General features: G+C 58.3%; 20 protein-coding genes. 8 read left to right on the top strand and 12 right to left on the bottom strand.

Annotated features, from left to right (window positions below; translation table 11 throughout):
* From ACP0GE_RS08135 to tmpA, 9 genes are all read right to left on the bottom strand, one after another.
* Entirely contained in the window at window positions 1-951 is a 951-nt protein-coding gene (locus tag ACP0GE_RS08135) for an alpha/beta hydrolase (protein WP_424831477.1), read from the bottom strand.
* Window positions 952-1062: 111 nt separating this feature from the next.
* Window positions 1063-1821 carry a methyltransferase gene (locus ACP0GE_RS08130; protein WP_424831476.1) on the bottom strand — a complete coding sequence of 253 codons (759 nt, stop codon included), beginning with the start codon at window positions 1819-1821 and terminating at the stop codon, window positions 1063-1065.
* A complete protein-coding gene (locus tag ACP0GE_RS08125; RefSeq protein WP_424831475.1) occupies window positions 1818-2438 on the bottom strand; it encodes a pimeloyl-ACP methyl esterase BioG family protein in 621 nt (206 codons plus the stop codon). Before ACP0GE_RS08125 ends, ACP0GE_RS08130 begins: the two co-directional genes overlap by 4 nt.
* Window positions 2435-3721: an adenosylmethionine--8-amino-7-oxononanoate transaminase gene (bioA, locus tag ACP0GE_RS08120; RefSeq protein WP_424831474.1), complete on the bottom strand. Its 1287-nt coding sequence runs from the start codon at window positions 3719-3721 to the stop codon at window positions 2435-2437. The genes ACP0GE_RS08125 and bioA overlap by 4 nt, the downstream gene beginning before the upstream one ends.
* Window positions 3718-4338 (bottom strand): dethiobiotin synthase, encoded by a 621-nt coding sequence (bioD, locus tag ACP0GE_RS08115; protein ID WP_424831473.1) that lies wholly within the window; start codon window positions 4336-4338, stop codon window positions 3718-3720. The genes bioA and bioD overlap by 4 nt, the downstream gene beginning before the upstream one ends.
* On the bottom strand, window positions 4335-5468 hold the full coding sequence (locus ACP0GE_RS08110; RefSeq protein WP_424831472.1) for an 8-amino-7-oxononanoate synthase: 1134 nt from the start codon (window positions 5466-5468) through the stop codon (window positions 4335-4337). The genes bioD and ACP0GE_RS08110 overlap by 4 nt, the downstream gene beginning before the upstream one ends.
* On the bottom strand, window positions 5465-6445 hold the full coding sequence (bioB, locus tag ACP0GE_RS08105) for a biotin synthase BioB (protein WP_424831471.1): 981 nt from the start codon (window positions 6443-6445) through the stop codon (window positions 5465-5467). The genes ACP0GE_RS08110 and bioB overlap by 4 nt, the downstream gene beginning before the upstream one ends.
* 165 nt (window positions 6446-6610) lie before the next feature.
* Window positions 6611-7201: a (R)-1-hydroxy-2-trimethylaminoethylphosphonate oxygenase gene (gene tmpB / locus ACP0GE_RS08100; RefSeq protein WP_424831470.1), complete on the bottom strand. Its 591-nt coding sequence runs from the start codon at window positions 7199-7201 to the stop codon at window positions 6611-6613.
* Window positions 7198-8343 carry a 2-trimethylaminoethylphosphonate dioxygenase gene (gene tmpA / locus ACP0GE_RS08095; RefSeq protein WP_424831469.1) on the bottom strand — a complete coding sequence of 382 codons (1146 nt, stop codon included), beginning with the start codon at window positions 8341-8343 and terminating at the stop codon, window positions 7198-7200. The genes tmpB and tmpA overlap by 4 nt, the downstream gene beginning before the upstream one ends.
* Before the next feature lie 96 nt (window positions 8344-8439).
* On the opposite strand from tmpA, the gene ACP0GE_RS08090 reads away from it, so the two are divergent.
* On the top strand, window positions 8440-9306 hold the full coding sequence (locus tag ACP0GE_RS08090) for a LysR family transcriptional regulator (RefSeq protein WP_424831468.1): 867 nt from the start codon (window positions 8440-8442) through the stop codon (window positions 9304-9306).
* On the opposite strand, the gene ACP0GE_RS08085 is transcribed toward ACP0GE_RS08090, so the two are convergent.
* On the bottom strand, window positions 9287-10018 hold the full coding sequence (locus ACP0GE_RS08085) for a creatininase family protein (protein ID WP_424831467.1): 732 nt from the start codon (window positions 10016-10018) through the stop codon (window positions 9287-9289). The two genes, ACP0GE_RS08090 and ACP0GE_RS08085, sit on opposite strands and share 20 nt — an antisense overlap.
* A 65-nt stretch (window positions 10019-10083) precedes the next feature.
* Between ACP0GE_RS08085 and ACP0GE_RS08080 the strand changes: the two genes are divergently transcribed.
* Entirely contained in the window at window positions 10084-10692 is a 609-nt protein-coding gene (locus ACP0GE_RS08080; protein WP_424831466.1) for a helix-turn-helix domain-containing protein, read from the top strand.
* 42 nt (window positions 10693-10734) lie between these two features.
* Here the strand turns inward: ACP0GE_RS08080 and ACP0GE_RS08075 are convergent, their stop codons facing one another.
* Window positions 10735-11505 carry a transporter substrate-binding domain-containing protein gene (locus ACP0GE_RS08075; protein ID WP_424831465.1) on the bottom strand — a complete coding sequence of 257 codons (771 nt, stop codon included), beginning with the start codon at window positions 11503-11505 and terminating at the stop codon, window positions 10735-10737.
* 121 nt (window positions 11506-11626) lie between these two features.
* Here ACP0GE_RS08075 and ACP0GE_RS08070 point away from each other — a divergent pair, with 121 nt between their 5' ends.
* Genes ACP0GE_RS08070 through ACP0GE_RS08055 form a run of 4 tightly spaced genes read left to right on the top strand, consistent with a single transcriptional unit; the run spans window position 11627 to window position 14539 of the window.
* The gene (locus ACP0GE_RS08070; protein WP_424831464.1) at window positions 11627-12367 is read left to right on the top strand and encodes an amino acid ABC transporter ATP-binding protein; all 741 of its coding nucleotides are present in this window, start codon (window positions 11627-11629) and stop codon (window positions 12365-12367) included.
* 9 nt (window positions 12368-12376) lie between these two features.
* Complete coding sequence (locus ACP0GE_RS08065) at window positions 12377-13138, top strand: amino acid ABC transporter permease (RefSeq protein WP_424831463.1); 762 nt, start codon at window positions 12377-12379, stop codon at window positions 13136-13138.
* 11 nt (window positions 13139-13149) lie between these two features.
* On the top strand, window positions 13150-13485 hold the full coding sequence (locus tag ACP0GE_RS08060; RefSeq protein ID WP_424831462.1) for a carboxymuconolactone decarboxylase family protein: 336 nt from the start codon (window positions 13150-13152) through the stop codon (window positions 13483-13485).
* Between the two features lie 4 nt (window positions 13486-13489).
* Window positions 13490-14539, top strand: a complete 1050-nt coding sequence (locus ACP0GE_RS08055; RefSeq protein WP_424831461.1) for a Rieske 2Fe-2S domain-containing protein — start codon at window positions 13490-13492, stop codon at window positions 14537-14539.
* Here the strand turns inward: ACP0GE_RS08055 and ACP0GE_RS08050 are convergent, their stop codons facing one another.
* Window positions 14540-15646, bottom strand: a complete 1107-nt coding sequence (locus ACP0GE_RS08050; protein WP_424831460.1) for a hypothetical protein — start codon at window positions 15644-15646, stop codon at window positions 14540-14542.
* Window positions 15647-15791: 145 nt separating this feature from the next.
* On the opposite strand from ACP0GE_RS08050, the gene ACP0GE_RS08045 reads away from it, so the two are divergent.
* Together ACP0GE_RS08045 and ACP0GE_RS08040 are read left to right on the top strand one after the other, a co-directional pair.
* Entirely contained in the window at window positions 15792-16373 is a 582-nt protein-coding gene (locus ACP0GE_RS08045; RefSeq protein WP_424831459.1) for a carboxymuconolactone decarboxylase family protein, read from the top strand.
* Window positions 16374-16400: 27 nt separating this feature from the next.
* Complete coding sequence (locus ACP0GE_RS08040) at window positions 16401-18065, top strand: sulfatase-like hydrolase/transferase (protein ID WP_424831458.1); 1665 nt, start codon at window positions 16401-16403, stop codon at window positions 18063-18065.
* The last annotated feature ends 12 nt before the right edge of the window (window positions 18066-18077 follow it).

Below are 18077 nucleotides of genomic sequence, written 5' to 3'. Positions count from 1 at the left end.
TTAACTCTGCTCACCGGCCCGAAAATGGGCGGCAACGGTGTCAGCAGCGCGCTCGACGTCTTCCGGGTTGTCGTAGAAATCGAACTGCGTCACGTCCTCAAGCCATTGCATGCTGGCATCACCGGCAAACCCCTCCAGAAAGCTGCGAACACCTTGCGGAATTGCGGCGCTATCGGAATGGACGATGGCCAGCGGCTTATCCAATCGTTGGGGATTGTCTGCAGGATGGTAGGTCAGCCAACCCTCCCAGCCCGCATTGTTCCACTGGTTGTCATATTCAGGGATCGCGCCCCGGTCGGCCTCGTAATAGTATCCGCCGATTGGCATTAAAACGCCCTCGGCGCCTTCGGGGCCTGCTGCCGGGATGATCTGACCGCCTGCCTTTTCGGCGGTTTGGGATACCTCAATCAGTCCGGCCACACCTTCGGCCCCACCATATACGGCTTCGACAATCTCACTATTTTGCAGCCACGGTGCGACCAATCCCACACGCTTGACCAACGGATTGCCAGCAACGGCGTCCACCATGTATCCGGCTGACGCGCAGATCCCCAGCCCGTTGATCTGCGTGGCATCAACCTCGGGCAGGGTGGCCAGAACCTCGAAAGCTTTGGCGATGTCCGAGGTCTTTGCCTCGGGGCTCTCGACGAAACGGACGCCATTTGGCAGATCGCCGGATTTACCCCAACCGCGAAAGTCGAAGGTGAAGGCCGCAAAACCGCGTTCCACCATTTCACGGGCATAGTTTGCAGGCATCTGTTCCTGCACCGAGGTCCAGGCTCCTGTCACCACAACGGCAGGCAATGGGGTGCCGTCGAACGCTTCCGGCAGATAGAGCGTACCGGACAAGGTCGCGCCCTCGTTTTCGAAGGTCACGGTACGGGTTTCGACATCCGCTGCGGCGGCGGACGCCATTAGGATCGCGGCGGCGCTGAGTTTGGTCGGATTCATTGTTTTCTCCATCACAGAATTTGCGGGGTTGTTCTGTGGGGAAGATGAACCTTTGCACCGGGCTTGAGAGGCGCGATTCCTGTGCTTTGTTATGTAAATCCTGTCGGATGTTCACACAGGTTTGCGGGCAATGACCCAAATCGGGTGATATGTCAGGGATACGCCGGTTTCATCACCGAACTGCGCGGTGTAATCCTGCGTGAACTGTGTGAGACGGGACTTGGTCCACCCTTTCTGTGCGCGACCATTCACGCCGGTTATGCGCAAATGTTCCAGGACATCACGGGGTGAGGTAAATCGCAACTCCTGCCGGGCCTCTCCGTAGGTCACAATCTCTAGGTGATCTTGGATAGTTGCGATCAAATCGAGTGGGTTGCACAGACCGGGGGCCTTGGCGGTCGAGCCGCAGTGAACAAGCTGGTGATATTGATCCGGTCCGAACCCGGACACGGCCAGCCAGCCACCGGGCGCAAGTGCCGACGCAGCCTTGCGCAGGAATGCGACGGGGTCGGGCAGCCATTGGATCATCGAGGCAGTGGCGATCAGATCTGGTTGCGTTGGCCATTCGACAACGCGGGCGTCGCCGGGCAGGAATGTGGCATTGACGGCCCGGGCGGTCGAATTTGCTTTGGGTGACAAGTCGTTGACGGTGAATGTGTCGAACGTGAAGAATTCGTTCAGGCGCTGGGTCAGATGGCCTGTGCCGCAACCGAATTCCAGCGCCGATCTGAAATGATCCGGCGCAGCGTGGTCACGTAGAAGATGTGCCAGATCCGTGGCGATCCGGGCTTGCTGGTTTGCGGCTTCGTGATAGGTGCCAAAGCTGCGGCTAAAGCTGCGCTGGACGCGCTGAGCCAATTGGACGTTCATGCGATCCAATCCTTCCAGCTTTGTCCGGCGCGAAACGGGATATGAGCGCCAGGTATCGCCCGAACGGTAGAGGCTTGAGGCTGCCAGGCGACCGCCTGAGCCTGCGTTGGAATGATGCGATCCCGCTGGGGAATCCAGACGCGGTCAAATGCGCGTTCCCGGGCTGGGCCACGGCCAATGACGGCATGCAGTTCCTCTCGGGCCGCGGTCAGATCGATCTTGGGGACAGGAGCCTGTATTCCTGCGCGGCGGCAAAATTTGGCAAAGCTGTCTTCGGTCAAATGGTCAGCCGTTGCGCGGATCATGTCCGGAGAGATACCTGTCAGTGAATCAGCAGGCGTCAACGTTCCACTGGCGGCGACCAATCGGTCGGGCGTGAACCCGGTCTGCTCCAGCCAATGCGCTGCCGAAGCCACGCCAAAGGAAAAGGCCAGCAGGTTGATCCTGTCATATTGCTTCAGGTTCGGCAGAGGGTCGTCCAAATGTCGGTAATCTTCAACGAACAGGACATCGTCTTCGCCCAACAGGCCTTCGAAGGGTGCAGAACCCAGTGCCCACCCCCCAAAAACCAGAAGCAGGTTCTTGGTCCCGGTACGGGCCAGCCACCGATGTTTCATGATGCACTTCTCGCCAATGCAAACATCGCTGCCGTAACCCGGCTCAGCTCGTCTGGTGAGATGACGAAGGGGGGCATGCAGTAGATGTTGCGTCCGAACGGGCGGAGCCAGACACCGGTTTCCGCAGCACGACGATGAGCGATCGATGGGTCGACATGGGTTTCCATCTCAATCACTCCGATAGCCCCCAAGACCCGCACATCGGCCACACCCGGCAGACCCTTTGCCGGAGCCAGCTCAATCGCAAGCTGATCGGCGATGGAGTTGACCTCCTGCCGCCAGTCGCGGACGGATAGCTGTTGAAGGCTGGCGACAGCAGCGGCGCAGGCCAGCGGGTTGGCCATATAGGTCGGGCCGTGCATCAGTACGCTCGCGTCACTTTCGCCAATCCCACGTGCGACGTCTTCAGAAGTCACAGTGACAGCCAAGGAGATGTGGCCGCCCGTCAGTGCCTTGCCCAGACACAGGATATCGGGAATGATATTGGCGTGGTGCATGCCGAACAGTTCTCCGGTCCGTCCAAAGCCGGTGGCGATCTCGTCAAAGATCAGCAGCACATCATGTGCCTTGCACAGCGCTTGCGCCTGTTGCAGCCACGCCGGGTGATAAAAATACATCCCGCCTGCACCCTGAACGACGGGCTCCAGGATCAGCGCCGCGATCTGTGTGCTTTTATTGGTTAACAGCCGGTCCAGCGCGCCCAGGCTGTTGACTTCGGGATCTTCGGACCAATCCTGATCAAACCGGACTTGCGGGCGCGGCAGGAAATGCTGGATCGACAACGCACTGCTGAACAGCCCGTGCATCCCATTGACCGGGTCGCAGACACTCATCGCTTTCCAGGTGTCGCCGTGGTAACCGCCCCGGATGGTGGCAAATTGCGTCCGGTCGCGGCGGCCCATGGCCATCTGGTACTGAACGGCCATTTTCAACGCGACTTCAATCGCGACGGAGCCGCTATCGCTGTAGAAAATGCGATCCATCCCATCCGGCAGCAGGTCGATCAATTCGCGGCCCAGCGAGATTGCGGGGTCATGGGTCAAACCGCCGAACATCACATGGGGCAAGCGTTCCAACTGATTCTGCATCGCGCCGACGATGGCCGGATGACGGTGCCCATGAACCGTGCACCACCACGACGACATCGCGTCGATCATTTTTGTCCCGTCCGCACGCGTCAGCCAAACCCCTTCGGCCTCGGTGATCAGATGCATGGCCCCGGGATCAAGCACGTTTGTGTAGGGATGCCACAGGTGGCGGGCATCAAAGTCCAGAGGTGTCACAGGAAACTCCGGATATGGTCAACGTCGATGGCATCAAAGGCCTTGGTCAGCGTCTCGCGCGAAAGTGGGTCGAGATGCGGTAGCCGACCCAGATGCCGGACGTCACACATTTGAACAATGGTTTGCTCTACATCCGGTTCGGGATCGCCGACAAAAGCGACGCCAATCACAGGGCACCCGGCGTCACGTAGCGCCATCAAAGACAGCGTCGTGTGGTTGATCGTCCCAAGTGCAGTGCGGGCGACCAGTACAACGGGCTTCTGCCAATGCGCGAAAAGATCAAGGTAGAAATGCCTGCGGTTCAAAGGCACCATAATGCCGCCGGCACCTTCGACAACCAATGACCCCTCGACCTGAGGGAGGGTCAGTTGGGACAACTCGATCTCGATACCCATGTCCTCGGCCGACAGATGCGGAGAGGCAGGCATATTCAATCGATAGGCCTCGGGCAGGGCTTCCGCCCCTGACAGCGCCACCACCGTTTCCGTGTCCGTCGCATCTTCCAGACCGGATTGCACCGGTTTCCAGTATCGCGTGCCCAAAGCCGCCGTCAGCCCGGCAGAGAATACGGTCTTGCCGACGCCCGTGTCGGTTCCGGTGACAATGACGGTGTTCATGCGGCCTCCTTCCGGTAATGCGCCAACGCCTCGAACAGGGCGGTGACATCGGCGTTATCGACATTGCCTGTGATCGAAACCCGCAGCCTGGATGTATCACGCGGCACGGTTGGGGGACGAATGCCCCGAACATCGAAACCCTGCGCCTGTAGCGCGGCAGCAGCGGTCATGGTCCGGGCTTCATCGTCCAGAACGACCGGGATAATCTGACTGTTTAATGCGTGTTGTGGGATGCCTGCGTGTCGGGCCCCGGCGTGGGCATGTTGAATGCGCGCGCGGGCGGCCTCAATCAGGCTGTCTTCGCTGGCCAGATGGCTCAGTGCGGCCCGAACAAGCGCTGCGGTGAACGGGGCAGGGGCGGTAGCAAAAATGAAGGGACGCGCGCGGTTTATCAGCGTATCGATCATCACTTGCGGGCCGCAGATCAGGCCACCGGAAACCCCCAGACCTTTGCCGCAGGTGTGCAAGGTCAAAGCTTCGGCCTGAACGCCGTGCGCCAATCCTTTACCGCTTGGCCCGAATACGCCGGTGGCGTGCGCTTCGTCTACGATCAGGACAGCGTCGTTTTCCAGGGCCAGCGCTGACAAGGTATCCAGCGGCGCAAGGTCGCCCTCCATCGAGTAGACGCTTTCCACTGCGATCCAGATCTGACCAGTGCCGCCTTTGGCGCGCCACGTGTCGATGACAAGCTGCGCGTCCTGCGCGTCGTTATGCGAGAACGCACGCGTTTGCGCGCGACCCAGACGCATGCCTTCATGGGCGCTGGCATGCACAAGGGCATCGTACAGAATCAGGTCCTCAGCGGCTGGCAGGGTCGAGAATATCGCCTGATTTGCCTGAAAACCGCCCCCCATGAACAAGGCGGCTTCGGCCTCGAAGAAAGCGGCTGCTTCCCGTTCCAAAGCTTCATGCTCTGGGTGGTTCCCCCGCAACAGCCGAGCACCGCCCGAGCCCAGCGGGACGCCACGTGCCAAAGCCTCATGCGCCGCGCGTTGCAGTGTCGGCGAGTGTGACAGCCCCAGATAGTCGTTTGAAGCGAAATCCAACCCGCGCCGGGGCGCAAGGACCCGGCGGCGATGCCGGGTGTCCAGAACCTCAAGCATCGATTGCATGCGGCCTTTTGCCTTCATTCAGCAGCTTCCGTGCAAGATGCGTCGGCGGTAGTTTCAGCCTGAATCCCGAGCTTGGCGAACAGGATGGCATCAGTGTCTTCTTCGGGATTTTCCGCAGTCAGAAGGGTTTCGCCGACAAAGATCGAGTTCGCGCCGGCCAGAAAACACATCGCCTGCAACTCGTCGCTCATCTCACTGCGACCGGCGGACAGGCGCACGTAAGAGGTCGGCATCATGATGCGGGCGGTGGCGATCACGCGTACGAAATCGATCGGATCGATCGGTTTCGCATCGGCCAGCGGGGTTCCCTCTTGCGGCATCAGCATGTTAATCGGCACGGAATCCGGGGCCGGGTTCATATTCGCCAGCGTCACCAGCATATCGACACGGTCCTGCGCCTCTTCGCCCATGCCCAGAATGCCGCCCGAGCAGACCTTGATGCCGGCTTCCTGCACGCGGGTCATCGTGTCGATCCGGTCGGCAAAAGTGCGGGTGGTGATGATTTCGGAATAGTAGCGCTCGGACGTGTCGATATTGTGGTTGTAGTAATCCAGCCCGGCGTCGCGCAGGCGAATGACCTGATTGTCATCCAGCATGCCCAGCGTCATGCAGGTTTCCATGCCTAACTCGCGCACGCCTTCGATCATGGCGACCAGCGCATCCATATCCCGATCCTTGGGTTCGCGCCACGCCGCGCCCATGCAGAACCGGGTCGCGCCACCGTCGCGGGCCTTGCGGGCTTCGGTCAAAACGCGCTGAACCTCGATCAGTTTCGACGCCGACAGTGTCGACCCATTGCGGGCTGATTGCGAGCAATAGGCGCAGTCCTCGGCGCAGCCACCGGTTTTGATCGACAGAAGCTTGGATGTCTGGATTTTGTTGGGGTCAAAATGTTCGCGATGCACGGTTTGCGCGCGAAACAACAGGTCCATCAAAGGAAGGTCGTACAGGGCTTGGGCGGCTTCCCGAGTCCAAGGCGTAGCGGCGTTTGTCATTTTATCGATACTTTTCGTGTTCGCTATGATTGCGACATCTTTTTATCGATAAAATTCGGAACTACAACTCCATTCTCCTGTTCTCTTTAGGTTTCGGCATAAGGTTGCCTTGCTGCGCAGGACATTGGAAAGGGCGGCGCGGTCAAAGCACCGCCCGGCGCAGGTTTAGATGGCAACAGGATTGCAATGCTGGTCCACAAGCCGCTGCAGAAGCGGGGCGAAATGCCAGAAATCCGGTGTGTCCATACCATCCTGCTTGCCCGCGTCGTCCAGATACCGCACGGCAATGATGGCATCGAGGTTCGGATTGCTTTGGAAGGCTGAAACCTCGGCCTCACTCATCGGTCCGCCTTGCAGGTTCAGCGAATGAACCGAGGCTTCGGACAAGCGCCGCATATATTCGGGGCGGGTGGCGCAGAGGTAACGCTTGGCCGCCACGTGATAGCGCACGCAATCGGTGATGATCGACGGGAAGAACCGTTCCAGCACCTCGGCCCCTGCGTCCTCGTGGTGACGATCTTCGGTGTCGTTCATCGTGAAAGTGCCAAATTCGCTGGTGAAATGACCGATGTCATGCAGCAAGGCGGCGGCGATGATCTCATCCGAGTGTCCCGCCTGTTCGGCCAGCGTGGCCCCCTGCAGCATGTGTTCGCCCATCGTGACGGGTTCGCCCAGATATTCCTCGGTGCCCCGGCGATCAAAGATCGAGCCGAGGAAATCGACGATAGTCTCGGCGGTCAGGTCTTGTGCGGTCATTCTGCGGCCTCCGCTGGTTTGCGGCACATGGCGTCCCGTGTCGACCGCAGCCCGTCCTTATCGGCGTAGCAACCTTGCAGCCAGCGTTTGCCTGTTCCCGAATATGCCTTGCGCGCATGAAGAACACGGGTGTTGTCGACGATGAATGCCTCACCGGGATTCAGGCGGAAGGTGACTTCCATACTGGGGTCGTCGATGATTTCACCCAGCCGACGATAGGCTGCATACCACAAATCCATCTTGTCGAAGGGAATGTCGGTTACCGTGGCCAACGACCGGTTGTTGAAACGGATCGCAATCAACTCTCCATCAGGGGACAGTTCGATCAAAGGGCGACGCGAAGTCAGGCAGACACCATCTTCCCCCGCATATTCAAAGCGGGCGCAATAGTTGGCCAGAACGTCGAAATGCTCCGGGTTTTCCTGTTGCAAACGTCGGGCGCAGGCAAACCCATCCACCACCATGTTCTCACCACCCTCGGCAGTGCTTTCAAGGCAATAAAGAACCTGAATAGTAGGTGCCGGGTCACGATAGGGGTTGTCTGTATGGGCCTGTAGACCCAAACCCGTATAGGCCAGATTGGTTGGGTTCACCTCGGTGCGGACTTCGAACAGGCGACCGTAGTTTGTTTCGCGTACATAACCAAACAGGTCCACAACGCGGAACAAAGCCCCTTCTTCGGTCGGGCCGCCTTCGACTTTGGCAAAACCGTAACGTGTCGCCCCGTCCAGCCAGCTTTTCAGAGCATCTCCGCCGCTTTCCAATTCGGGCAGAGTTCCGGTGGGCACATTATCCGAGATGCTGGAATCCCAGCACTCTACGTCATCTGCGACCCATCCGCGGGATTGCTGAAACGAGCGGTCGTAGGCATGGGCCCGCAGCCAGCCGGTATTGAAGACAACGGTCTTGTCCTCGGGTTCGAACCGAAGCTCGACGCCAGCCTCGCCAATGTTGGCTGAGGCAATCCGGGTTTCGCGGGGAATGTCGCGCAGGGCAATCAGGCGCTGCCCGTTCGCGGGTGAGCGGGTCTCGGCGTCCTGCGCATTGTCGCGCAACCAGATCGCGTGAAAGCGCATGCAATCGTCGCCCTGTTTCAGGGTCAAAACGTTGCCAGTGGGATCAACGGCTATTTCCATGGTCATACTCTCGGTGATGGAAGTGGCGTGTTGTCTTACAAATTCTATATCGGGCTGATAAACTCAAATCAGAAATAACCGCAGTAAGTATCGGTTTTGCTAATGAGTGATCACAAGTTCCAACTGCCGCATCTGGAATGGATTCGCGCGTTCGAGGCCGCCGCCCGGTGCGGCAGCTTCACCGCCGCCGCAGAAGAGACAGGTTTGACTCAACCCGCGATCAGCCAGCGCATCAGCAATCTGGAGCAGCAACTGGGTTCGAAACTGTTCGTCCGAAATGCCCGGACGATTTCCCTGACAGTCGAGGGCGAGGCCTGGTTGCCGGTGGTGCAGGCGGCCCTGACGGAACTGCGCGAAAGCTCTGAGGCGCTTTTTTCCAGTGGCCGCAATCGCCTGACCATTTCCGCCAGCCAGTCGATCATCGATCTGTGGCTGATCCCGCGCCTTGCGCAGATGCAGAGGGCGACGGGGGCAAAACTGTCCTTTCAGTCTTTGGTGTTGGGCGGGCAGACGGCCTCGTTCGACGATGTCATTCAGATCCGGTACGGCGCTGGCAATTGGCCGCACGCCTATAGGTTGCCGCTATATCGCGAGGCGATGGTCCCAGTGGCATCGCCCAAACTGAAAGCTCAGGGCGGTGATTGGGTGTCTTGGCCGCGCATTTCGTGCACAGGTCCACGACCGGGCTGGGGTGATTTTTGCAGCCGTTTTAGTATCGCGGCCGAGCCAGCGTCACGTTTGCGCTTCGACACCTTCCAAAGCGCGCTTGCTGCGGCACGGGCCGGGTTGGGGGTTGCGCTGGGGTCGCTTGCGCTGTGCGCCAGTGACCTTAAGGCTGGGACGCTGGAACGCTTGGGCGACGATATTCTTGATCATCAGGAAACCTATTGGTTGCTGGCATCCAAAGAGGCGATTGCCCGCCGTCAGTGGGAGGCGCTTGCCTCGGTGCTTACCTCTGAAACAGCGTGAATTCCTGTGCGACGGCTTGGGCAGCGGCTTTCAGCAATTCCGTCCCATGCTCGGGTCGCGCCAGCGCAGAATGAGAGCCGACGCGCCCATCTGGAAACCGGGCGCGATGTTCGCCGGGCGGGCCGTGCCGGTCGCCCGCGTGGGCGCGCAGATAATCAGGGCTGAGTTTTTCAGGCGGTTCCGAGGCCTGATTTGCAGGCAATTCCCCCAGCAAGGATTGGGTAATCGCGATTTCCGAAGGCGTCGCGTGCATGCCTTCCCAGTCCCCATAGAGCTGTCGGCGCAGCGTATTCACTGCCTCGGGTTCCCACCAGCTGCGGATCAGCATCTTTTCGGGTGCAAGCCCTGCGGCGACCTGGGTCAGCGGTTCCAGATTCGCGCCATGGCCGTTAACCACGTAAACGCCCAAGAAACCCTGATCCAACAACCCTTCGATAACCTCATGGGCCAGTGCGTGGAAGGTTCCGACCGACACGGATACCGTGCCGGGAAAACCGGCATTGAACGGCGCGGGGGTATAGGCCAGCGACGGTGCGACGATGGCATTGCAGATCTCGGCAGCGGCCAGAGCCACCGCTTCGGCGCAGATCGTGTCGGTTCCGATCCGCCCCATGGGTCCATGCTGTTCGGTTGAGCCGACGGGCAGCAACACTGCGGCGCCAGCGCCAATGCGTGCATCCACGTCGTACCATGTCATGTGTTCCAGCTTCATCCTTGACCCTCTTCCGACGCACAGTATTGCTTTGCCTTTTTGATACACACCGATACTCTGAGCAAATGGAAGATTCACCAGCAATCGCCGCCGAAAAACCGCCTTTGGATCATTTGATCGGGTCAACGGTCAAAGCCAATCGGGTGCTTTCCGGGCTCACGCTGACCGAGCTGTCGGCCCGTTCCGGCGTCTCGACGGCTATGATTTCCAAGATTGAGCGTGGTCAGGTTTCGGCTTCACTGGGAACGCTGGATGCATTGGCCAGCGGGATCGGCGTCCCGCTGATCAGCTTGTTCGCTGGAACGGTTGAACGTTCGGATGTTTCGTTTGTTGTAGCAGGCGAAGGTGTAACGGTGCAGCGGTTAGGGACCGGTTTCGGGCACAGTTACAAGCTCATCGGACGTGCCGAGGCCAATCACGTCAGTTTCGAAAGTTTCAGTGTCACGCTGGAGGCACCGCTGGGCACGCGGCCCTTGTATCAGCATCAGGGGGTCGAATTCATCCACGTGACAGACGGCGAGATGGTCTATGGCTGCGGGGACGAGGCGTATCACATGCGCCCGGGCGACAGCCTCAGTTTTGACTCCAATGCCGCACATGGGCCGGTCGAACTGAAAACGGGCAAGGTGAGTTTTATCACCGTCGTGTCCAAGGCCGTTTCCGGCAGCAACTGAAAACGCCCGACCGCCGGGGCCGGGCGTTTTGTAAAGCGTGGGTCATAGGCCCCACTTTGTCTTGTTTTCTTCAAAAAAGCCTTGGGCCTTCTTCACCTCGATCCAGTTGTTCACGTAGTTGATCCAGACCTGATCGCTCTGCGGTAGCAGCATTGCGATGGGTGAAGGGGACCGGGGTCCGGCGTTTTTGACGCGGACGACCGGGAATTTGGCTTCAAGCGTCGATCCTTCGATGTTGGACGTAATGAAGACATCCGCACGCCCGGCCAGAACCTCCTGGAAACCACGGGCGGGCGCTTCGACCACTTTGATATCCGCGTTGGGGAACCACTCGCGCACGCGCTTTTCAAAGGTGGTGCCAAGGGTGGTGGCGACCTTCACACCCGGCTGGTTGATCGAATCGTACCCGTCGAATTTGTCGGCTTTATCCTTGGTGGTGTAGGGGAACAACTCTACCGCGATATAGCTGTCCGAGAAACCGGCAACCTTCATACGCGGCGGCGAGATCGAGGCCGAACCGGTGATGTGGTACTTGCCGGCAACCACGCCGTTGACCAGGGTTTTCCAGTCTGTGGGCACATATTCGACCTCAACCCCCAGATCGGCGGCCAGCGCGTTCATGATGTCGATATCATAGCCTTTGTAGCTGTTTGTGGCCGGATCGCGCAGGGACATCGGGTTCCAGTCACCCGTGGTTCCGACCTTCAGCACACCGGAATCCAGCACTTCATTCAAGGCCGATTGCGCCTGTGCGGCGCTCGACAATACCAGGCCAAGTGCTGCGGCTGCCGCAGCTTTCCAAAACGTGTTCATCTATCTCTCCCGTTGGTGGCGGTTGGGGCTTGCTGCCATATTGTTTGTTGATTTAAGCGCAAAGACAAAGATAACCTCAAGAAAATATTCCACTGAGAATAAAATAAGGTCAGTCCAGCCAATGCCAGATGTCGCGATCGAACTTGTTGATGTGAACAAGTGGTTTGGCACATTCCATGTGCTCAAGAACATCAACCTGACGGTTGCAAGCGGCGAAAAGGTCGTCATTTGCGGGCCGTCAGGCTCGGGAAAATCCACGGTTGTGCGATGTATCAACCAGTTGGAAAAGCATCAGAAAGGCACCATTCGCGTGGACGGTGTTGAACTGACGGACAACGCAAAATCCGTGGATACAATCCGATCCGAGGTCGGCATGGTATTCCAGCAGTTCAACCTGTTCCCCCATCTGACCGTGTTAGAGAACCTGACCCTTGGCCCGATCAAGGCACGTGGCCTAAGCCGGGTGGAAGCGGAAGAGAAGGCGCGCCACTATCTTGAACGCGTGCATATCCCGGATCAGGCGGAGAAACGTCCGATTCAGCTGTCCGGTGGCCAGCAGCAGCGCGTGGCCATCGCCCGTTCCCTGTGCATGGAGCCCCGGGTTTTGCTGTTTGACGAACCGACCTCGGCCCTGGATCCCGAAATGATCTCTGAGGTGTTGGACGTCATGGTCGAATTGGCGCAGGAGGGTATGACCATGGTGGTTGTCACTCATGAAATGGGCTTCGCCCGTAAGGTCGCGGACAAGATGATCTTCATGGACGCGGGCGAGATCGTGGAGCAGGGCAACCCCGAACATTTCTTCACCAACCCACAGTCGGATCGGTGCAAGAAATTCCTCAGCCAGATTTTACAGCACTGAGTGGGTCTGATGAAAAAAACGCTTCTTCTTCTGTCCCCGTTCCTGCTGATCGCGGGGTGTTCGTCGTCGTCCACATGGGGCTGGTACGTCATTGACCCGACCACGACGTCAGGGTGGGTCAATGTCAAATTCCTGATCTCGGGGATGGGGGCGACGATCCAGATTTCCTTGATTGCCGCGATTATGTCGATTGCCATCGGTTTGCTGGTGGCGCTGCCCGGATTGTCTGAAAAACGCGGCTGGCGTTTGGTCAATAGGGTCTATGTGGAGTTCATCCGCTCGATCCCGCTGCTGCCAATGCTGTTCTGGGTGTTCTACGGCCTGCCGATTGTTTTCCAATCGATGGGTATGAACGTTCCGATTGATCCGTTCTGGGGCGCGATCATTACCCTGGCCTTGTCTGACAGCGCCTTCACCGCTGAGATATACCGCGCGGGCATCCAATCCATCGCGCGTGGTCAGCGTGAGGCCGCGCAGACAATCGGTCTGAATTACATCCAGACGATGCGCTATGTGATCCTGCCCCAAGCGATCCGGCGGATTCTGCCGCCCTTGGCGAACCAGTTCATCTACATCGTCAAGATGAGTGCTTTTGCCAGTGTCATCGGGATGCAGGAACTGACGCGGCGCGCCAACGAACTGGTGGTGACGGAATACCGCCCGCTGGAAATCTATACCCTGTTGATTTTCGAGTACCTGATACTGGTTCTGATCATCAGTGCCGGTGTGCGCTGGCTGGAGCGCCGTATGGGTGCGGATGAGCGCGGATAAGGAGCACACGCATGGACTGGAAAGACTTCATGGCCGAAACCGAGGCCAATATCGGAACCTTCTCGAAAGAGGTGCCGGAAACGGTGCGGGGTTTCGGGATCATGGGCAAGGCGGCCAAAACCGATGGGGCGCTGAGTGAGAAAACCAAAGAGTTCATGGCGCTGGGCATCGCTATCGCCACGCGCTGTGACAGTTGCATTGGCTTTCACGTGAGATCTCTGGTCCGGCTGGGCGCCACGCGGGATGAGATGTGCGAGGCGTTGGCCATGGCGACCTATATGGGCGGCGGACCGTCCTATGCCTACAGTGCCAAGGCCCTCAAGGCGTTTGACGTTTTTTCGGAGTAAGGTGATGCGTCCAGATCTGGCCGGAGCCGAAGGCTTCATTCGAAACTGCTGGTATGTCGCTGGCCGCAGCGAGGATTTTGGCCGCGACCTCAGCGCTGTGCGCATGCTGAACGAAGAGATTGTGATCTATCGGGACACCAAGGGTACGGCCATCGCGTTGGAGGATGCCTGCCCGCATCGCAAACTGCCCTTGTCGCGCGGCACGGTGGAAGGTGATCACGTGGTTTGCGGCTATCACGGCCTGACCTTCGGCTGCGGTGGCGAATGCGTCAGCGCGCCCACTCAGTTGGACAACCCGCCGCGTCGCGCCGCCGTACATGCCTATCCGGCCGAGGACCGCTGGGGATTCCTGTGGCTGTGGATGGGTGATCCTGATCAGGCGCGTGTCGATGACATCATCGACATCCCGAATTTCGATGACCCGACCTGGGGCAAGACGCCCAAAGGCGCGATGGAGATGGCAAGCCACTATCTTTACATTACCGACAACCTGCTGGATCCCAGCCATGTGGCTTGGGTACACCTGACGTCCTTCGCCGGGGCCGGGACGGATAACCGCCCGCTGGACCTTGAGGAAACCGAGGATGGCGTAATCGTATCGCGCTGGATCGCGGATGAACCTGCGCCACCATACTATGCGCCGGTCCTGCCGTTTGGTCCCCACTGTGACCGCAAGCAGCACTATGAATGCCGCCTGCCATCGACAGCGATAAACATGTCCATCTACACTCCGGTTGGTGAGGGCGGGGCGGACCGTCCGCTTTCACCCAATGCCTTCGTGAACATTTCATATAATTTCATCACGCCGGTAGATCATGAAACCTCGCGCTATTTCTGGTTCCAGCATCGAAACATGCACGCTGATGACGCCGGGATGTCTCAGCGCATGTTCGACGGGGCGCTCATGGCCTTTAACGAGGACAAAGAGGTGCTGGAATACGTCCAGACCGGTATGGCGCGGCGCAAGACCGGGTATATCAACCTCGGGTTGGACGCAGGGGCCATGCGATTCCGGGCGCGGGTGTCCAAGATGATCGCGGCCGAGGCCGGTTGATCACTGCGCAGAAAGACGCCCGTCGCGACCCTGACCGACCGATTGCTCGGGCGCGTCGAACACTGCTTTGATACAAGGGTATTCCTCCAGAACCTCCGCGCCTCCGGGTATCAGTTCCGGCTTGAGAACGCCGTTGTCCCAGATGGCTATTCCATCAACCTCGATTGTAGGGTCAAGAACGTTCAGGGAAATCTCGCCCGGCGCATAGTTCCCGCAGGTGTGAAAGTGCATCAGACGTGGATTGCCAAAGGCCGAACCGCTCCAACGTTCGAAATTTTCGAAGGCCGGGGCGGAGTATGCGCAACCCGGGTGGATACCGGCGTGCCAGGAATGCATGGTCATCGGATCGAGGTCGAACATCTTCCCGACCTTTTCATAGTGCATTTGCGCGCAATGCACGTCCATTGGATGTCCCGAGAACCCGGTTAACCTGTTTTCGGTGAAATGAACGGCCAGCCGGTTTTTCAAATCACAGCCATAAGGTTTGTAGAACTTTGAGCCTGTGCCGACCAGAAACCCATCCTGCATCACAACGCCAGAAAACCCCCGTGCAGGGACGGGTGCAAAAACGGACATGGGAAACCGGGCGACGCTGACGTCGGACGCTCCGTCCTTGGGAAAAACGGCACCTGGCCCGCTGAAATCTGTTCCAAGAGGGCAGGTGACACGAATGCGCCGGGCATGGGACAAAAGCGCGTTTATCGCGTTCTTAAGCGCTACGAATCCGGTGTAATTTGCGCGCCCAAAGCCTGAGGCCAACATCCCCGTATCCAGAGCATAGGACATGATCGGACGAACATCGGCCATGTTGCTGTCAAACCGAATCTGATCACCGGTTCGCGACAGAAAGAGGGTACGGTCAACAGACCGCATGGCGCTTACCAGTTCAGACGCCAGTTTGCCGCCCATTGGTTCAAAGGGAATGGTTCGGATCGACGTTTCGATGCCTAGTGCGCGCGCGCTATCAACTACAGCCTGCGCGATTTCATCGTCGTAATACCCCCCGCCGGGTTCTTCGCACAACACCAGAAGACTGTCGCCCTGCGACAGACCTCCACACCTTACGAGCAGATTTTCGGCACCGGCACGCAAATCAGGCGAAAGCATCAAGACGGTTCCTTAACAGACATCCCCGTCTTTTCTAGCGGCTCACATTTCCGTTATCTAGGTAAATGTCGTGGCAGTAGAATTTTTTACTGACACTCATCCGCCGATACGCCATATGCTTGCGCAACAGACTGGAGGACCCGCGATGAGCGCATGGATCGATATGATCTCGGACGAAAAGGCTGAAGGCCGCCTAAAAGAGCTGCTGGACAAGGCCCGTACCCCCCATGGCACCGTTGACACCGTGATGCGTGTCCATTCCCTGCGGCCTGAGACTATGAATGGTCATGTTACTCTCTATCGCTCGGTGCTGCATTCGAACGACAACCAACTGCCCTTTTGGTTTCTTGAAGTTGTCGCGAGTTACACCTCGATTCTGAACGACTGCACCTACTCTTTGACGCATCACTTCATGAACGTGCGCAACCTGATCAAAGATCAACAGCGCAGTGATCGGATATTTCTGGCGCTCAAGGCGCAGCGCCCCGAGGACGAGTTTGACGGAAAAGAACTGGCCCTACTGCGCTATGCGGGCAAGCTGACGACAGATGTAGGCAAGATGGTTAAATCCGATTTTGAAGCACTTAAGATTGCCGGGTGTTCGGACGGAGAGATATTGGAAGTCAATCAGGTCTGTGCTTATTTCAATTATTCCAACCGCCTGCTAAATGGTTTGGGTGCAACGACCGAAAACGATGTGATCGGGTATTATACCGGAGACGAATAGCCCCTTTTTTGTGGACCGGAGTCCCTGATGCCCAAAGCAAAGAACATCCTTTTCATCATGTTCGACCAGCTGCGCTGGGATTACCTGAGCTGCTACGGGCATCCGCATTTACACACGCCACATATCGATCGTTTGGCCAGTATGGGTGTTCGGTTCACCCGCGCCTATATCCAGTCACCGATCTGCGGCTCATCCCGCATGTGCTATTACACCGGCCGCTATGCGCACAGCCACGGCGCGACGTGGAACAACGTGCCGCTGAAAGTTGGTGAGATGACGCTGGGCGATCATCTGCGCAAGGCCGGGATGGGGTGCTGGTTGGTCGGCAAGACTCACATGTCCCCGGATATCGAAGGGATGGAGCGCCTTGGCCTGAGTAGGGACACCGTGATCGGCGCGCGTGTTGCCGAATGCGGTTTTGATATCTTTGAACGCGACGACGGGATGCGCCCCGAAGGACCCAAAGGGTTCTACGACCCCGGCGGCGCTTTGAAATACAACGCCTACCTCAAGGGTGCGGGCTACGACGGTGAGAACCCGTGGCATGACCATGCCAATTCTGGCATCGACGCGGACGGAAATGTTCTGTCGGGCTGGTTCCTGAAGAACGCCTCGGAAGCTGCGAATATCGCCGAGGATGATAGTGAAACGCCGTACCTTACAAGGCGCGGGATGGAGTTCATGCAACAGGCGCAGGACCCCTGGTGCTGTCATCTGAGCTATATCAAACCGCATTGGCCTTACATCGTCCCGGCGCCGTATAATGACATGTACGGTCCCGAACATATTCTGCCTGCCGTTCGATCCGAGGCCGAGCGCGACAATGCCCATCCCGTGCTGGATGCTTTTACGCAAAGTCGCGTCAGTCAGGCATTCTCGCGGGATGAGGTGCGCGAGACGGTCATCCCCGCCTATATGGGCCTGATCAAACAGGTCGACGACCAGATGGGTGTGCTTTTCAATTGGCTGGAAGAGACGGGCCGGATGAAAGACACGATGATCGTACTGACCTCGGATCATGGGGATTTTCTGGGTGATCACTGGTTGGGAGAGAAATCCTTTTTCTATGAGACGTCGATCCGGGTTCCTCTGATCATCTACGACCCGTCATCTGAGGCGGACGCCACACGTGGGACCACATGCGATGCGCTTGTAGAAAGCATCGATCTAGCGCCGACCTTCCTTGAGGTTGCGGGTGGCGAACCGATGGATCACATCCTTGAAGGGGAATCGCTGTTGCCGATCCTGCACGGGCAGGCCGCTGACACGGCACGGGACGCTGTGTTCTGTGAGGTGGACTATACCACCAATAATGAGGCTGCCCTGCTCGGCGCGTCTGCGGATCAGGCTGTGGCCTTTATGGTTGCAACAAAGCGGTGGAAGCTGGTCCATTTCGAGTCCGGGCACCGACCGATGCTGTTCGACCTTGAAAACGACCCGGATGAGCTGAACGATCTGGGCGCATCCGCCGAACACGAAACTATCATCCGCGAGATGTATGATCGTCTGGGTGCCTGGGCGCGGCGTTTATCTCAACGGACCACGGTATCAAAGGCCGCTCTTGAGGAGCGGCGTAAAAAGCACGGTGGGACGGGTGTTCTGATCGGCGTATGGGACGAAAACGAATTGCCGCCAGAGCTGACGGCAAAATACGTCGGCCAAAAAGCCAAAGATATGCGCGAGGATACCTGAGCGCTGTGGCGC

The organism is Ruegeria sp. (assembly GCF_965243365.1).
Lineage (GTDB): Bacteria > Pseudomonadota > Alphaproteobacteria > Rhodobacterales > Rhodobacteraceae > Ruegeria.
This window is presented reverse-complemented; position numbering and strand designations above follow the sequence as displayed.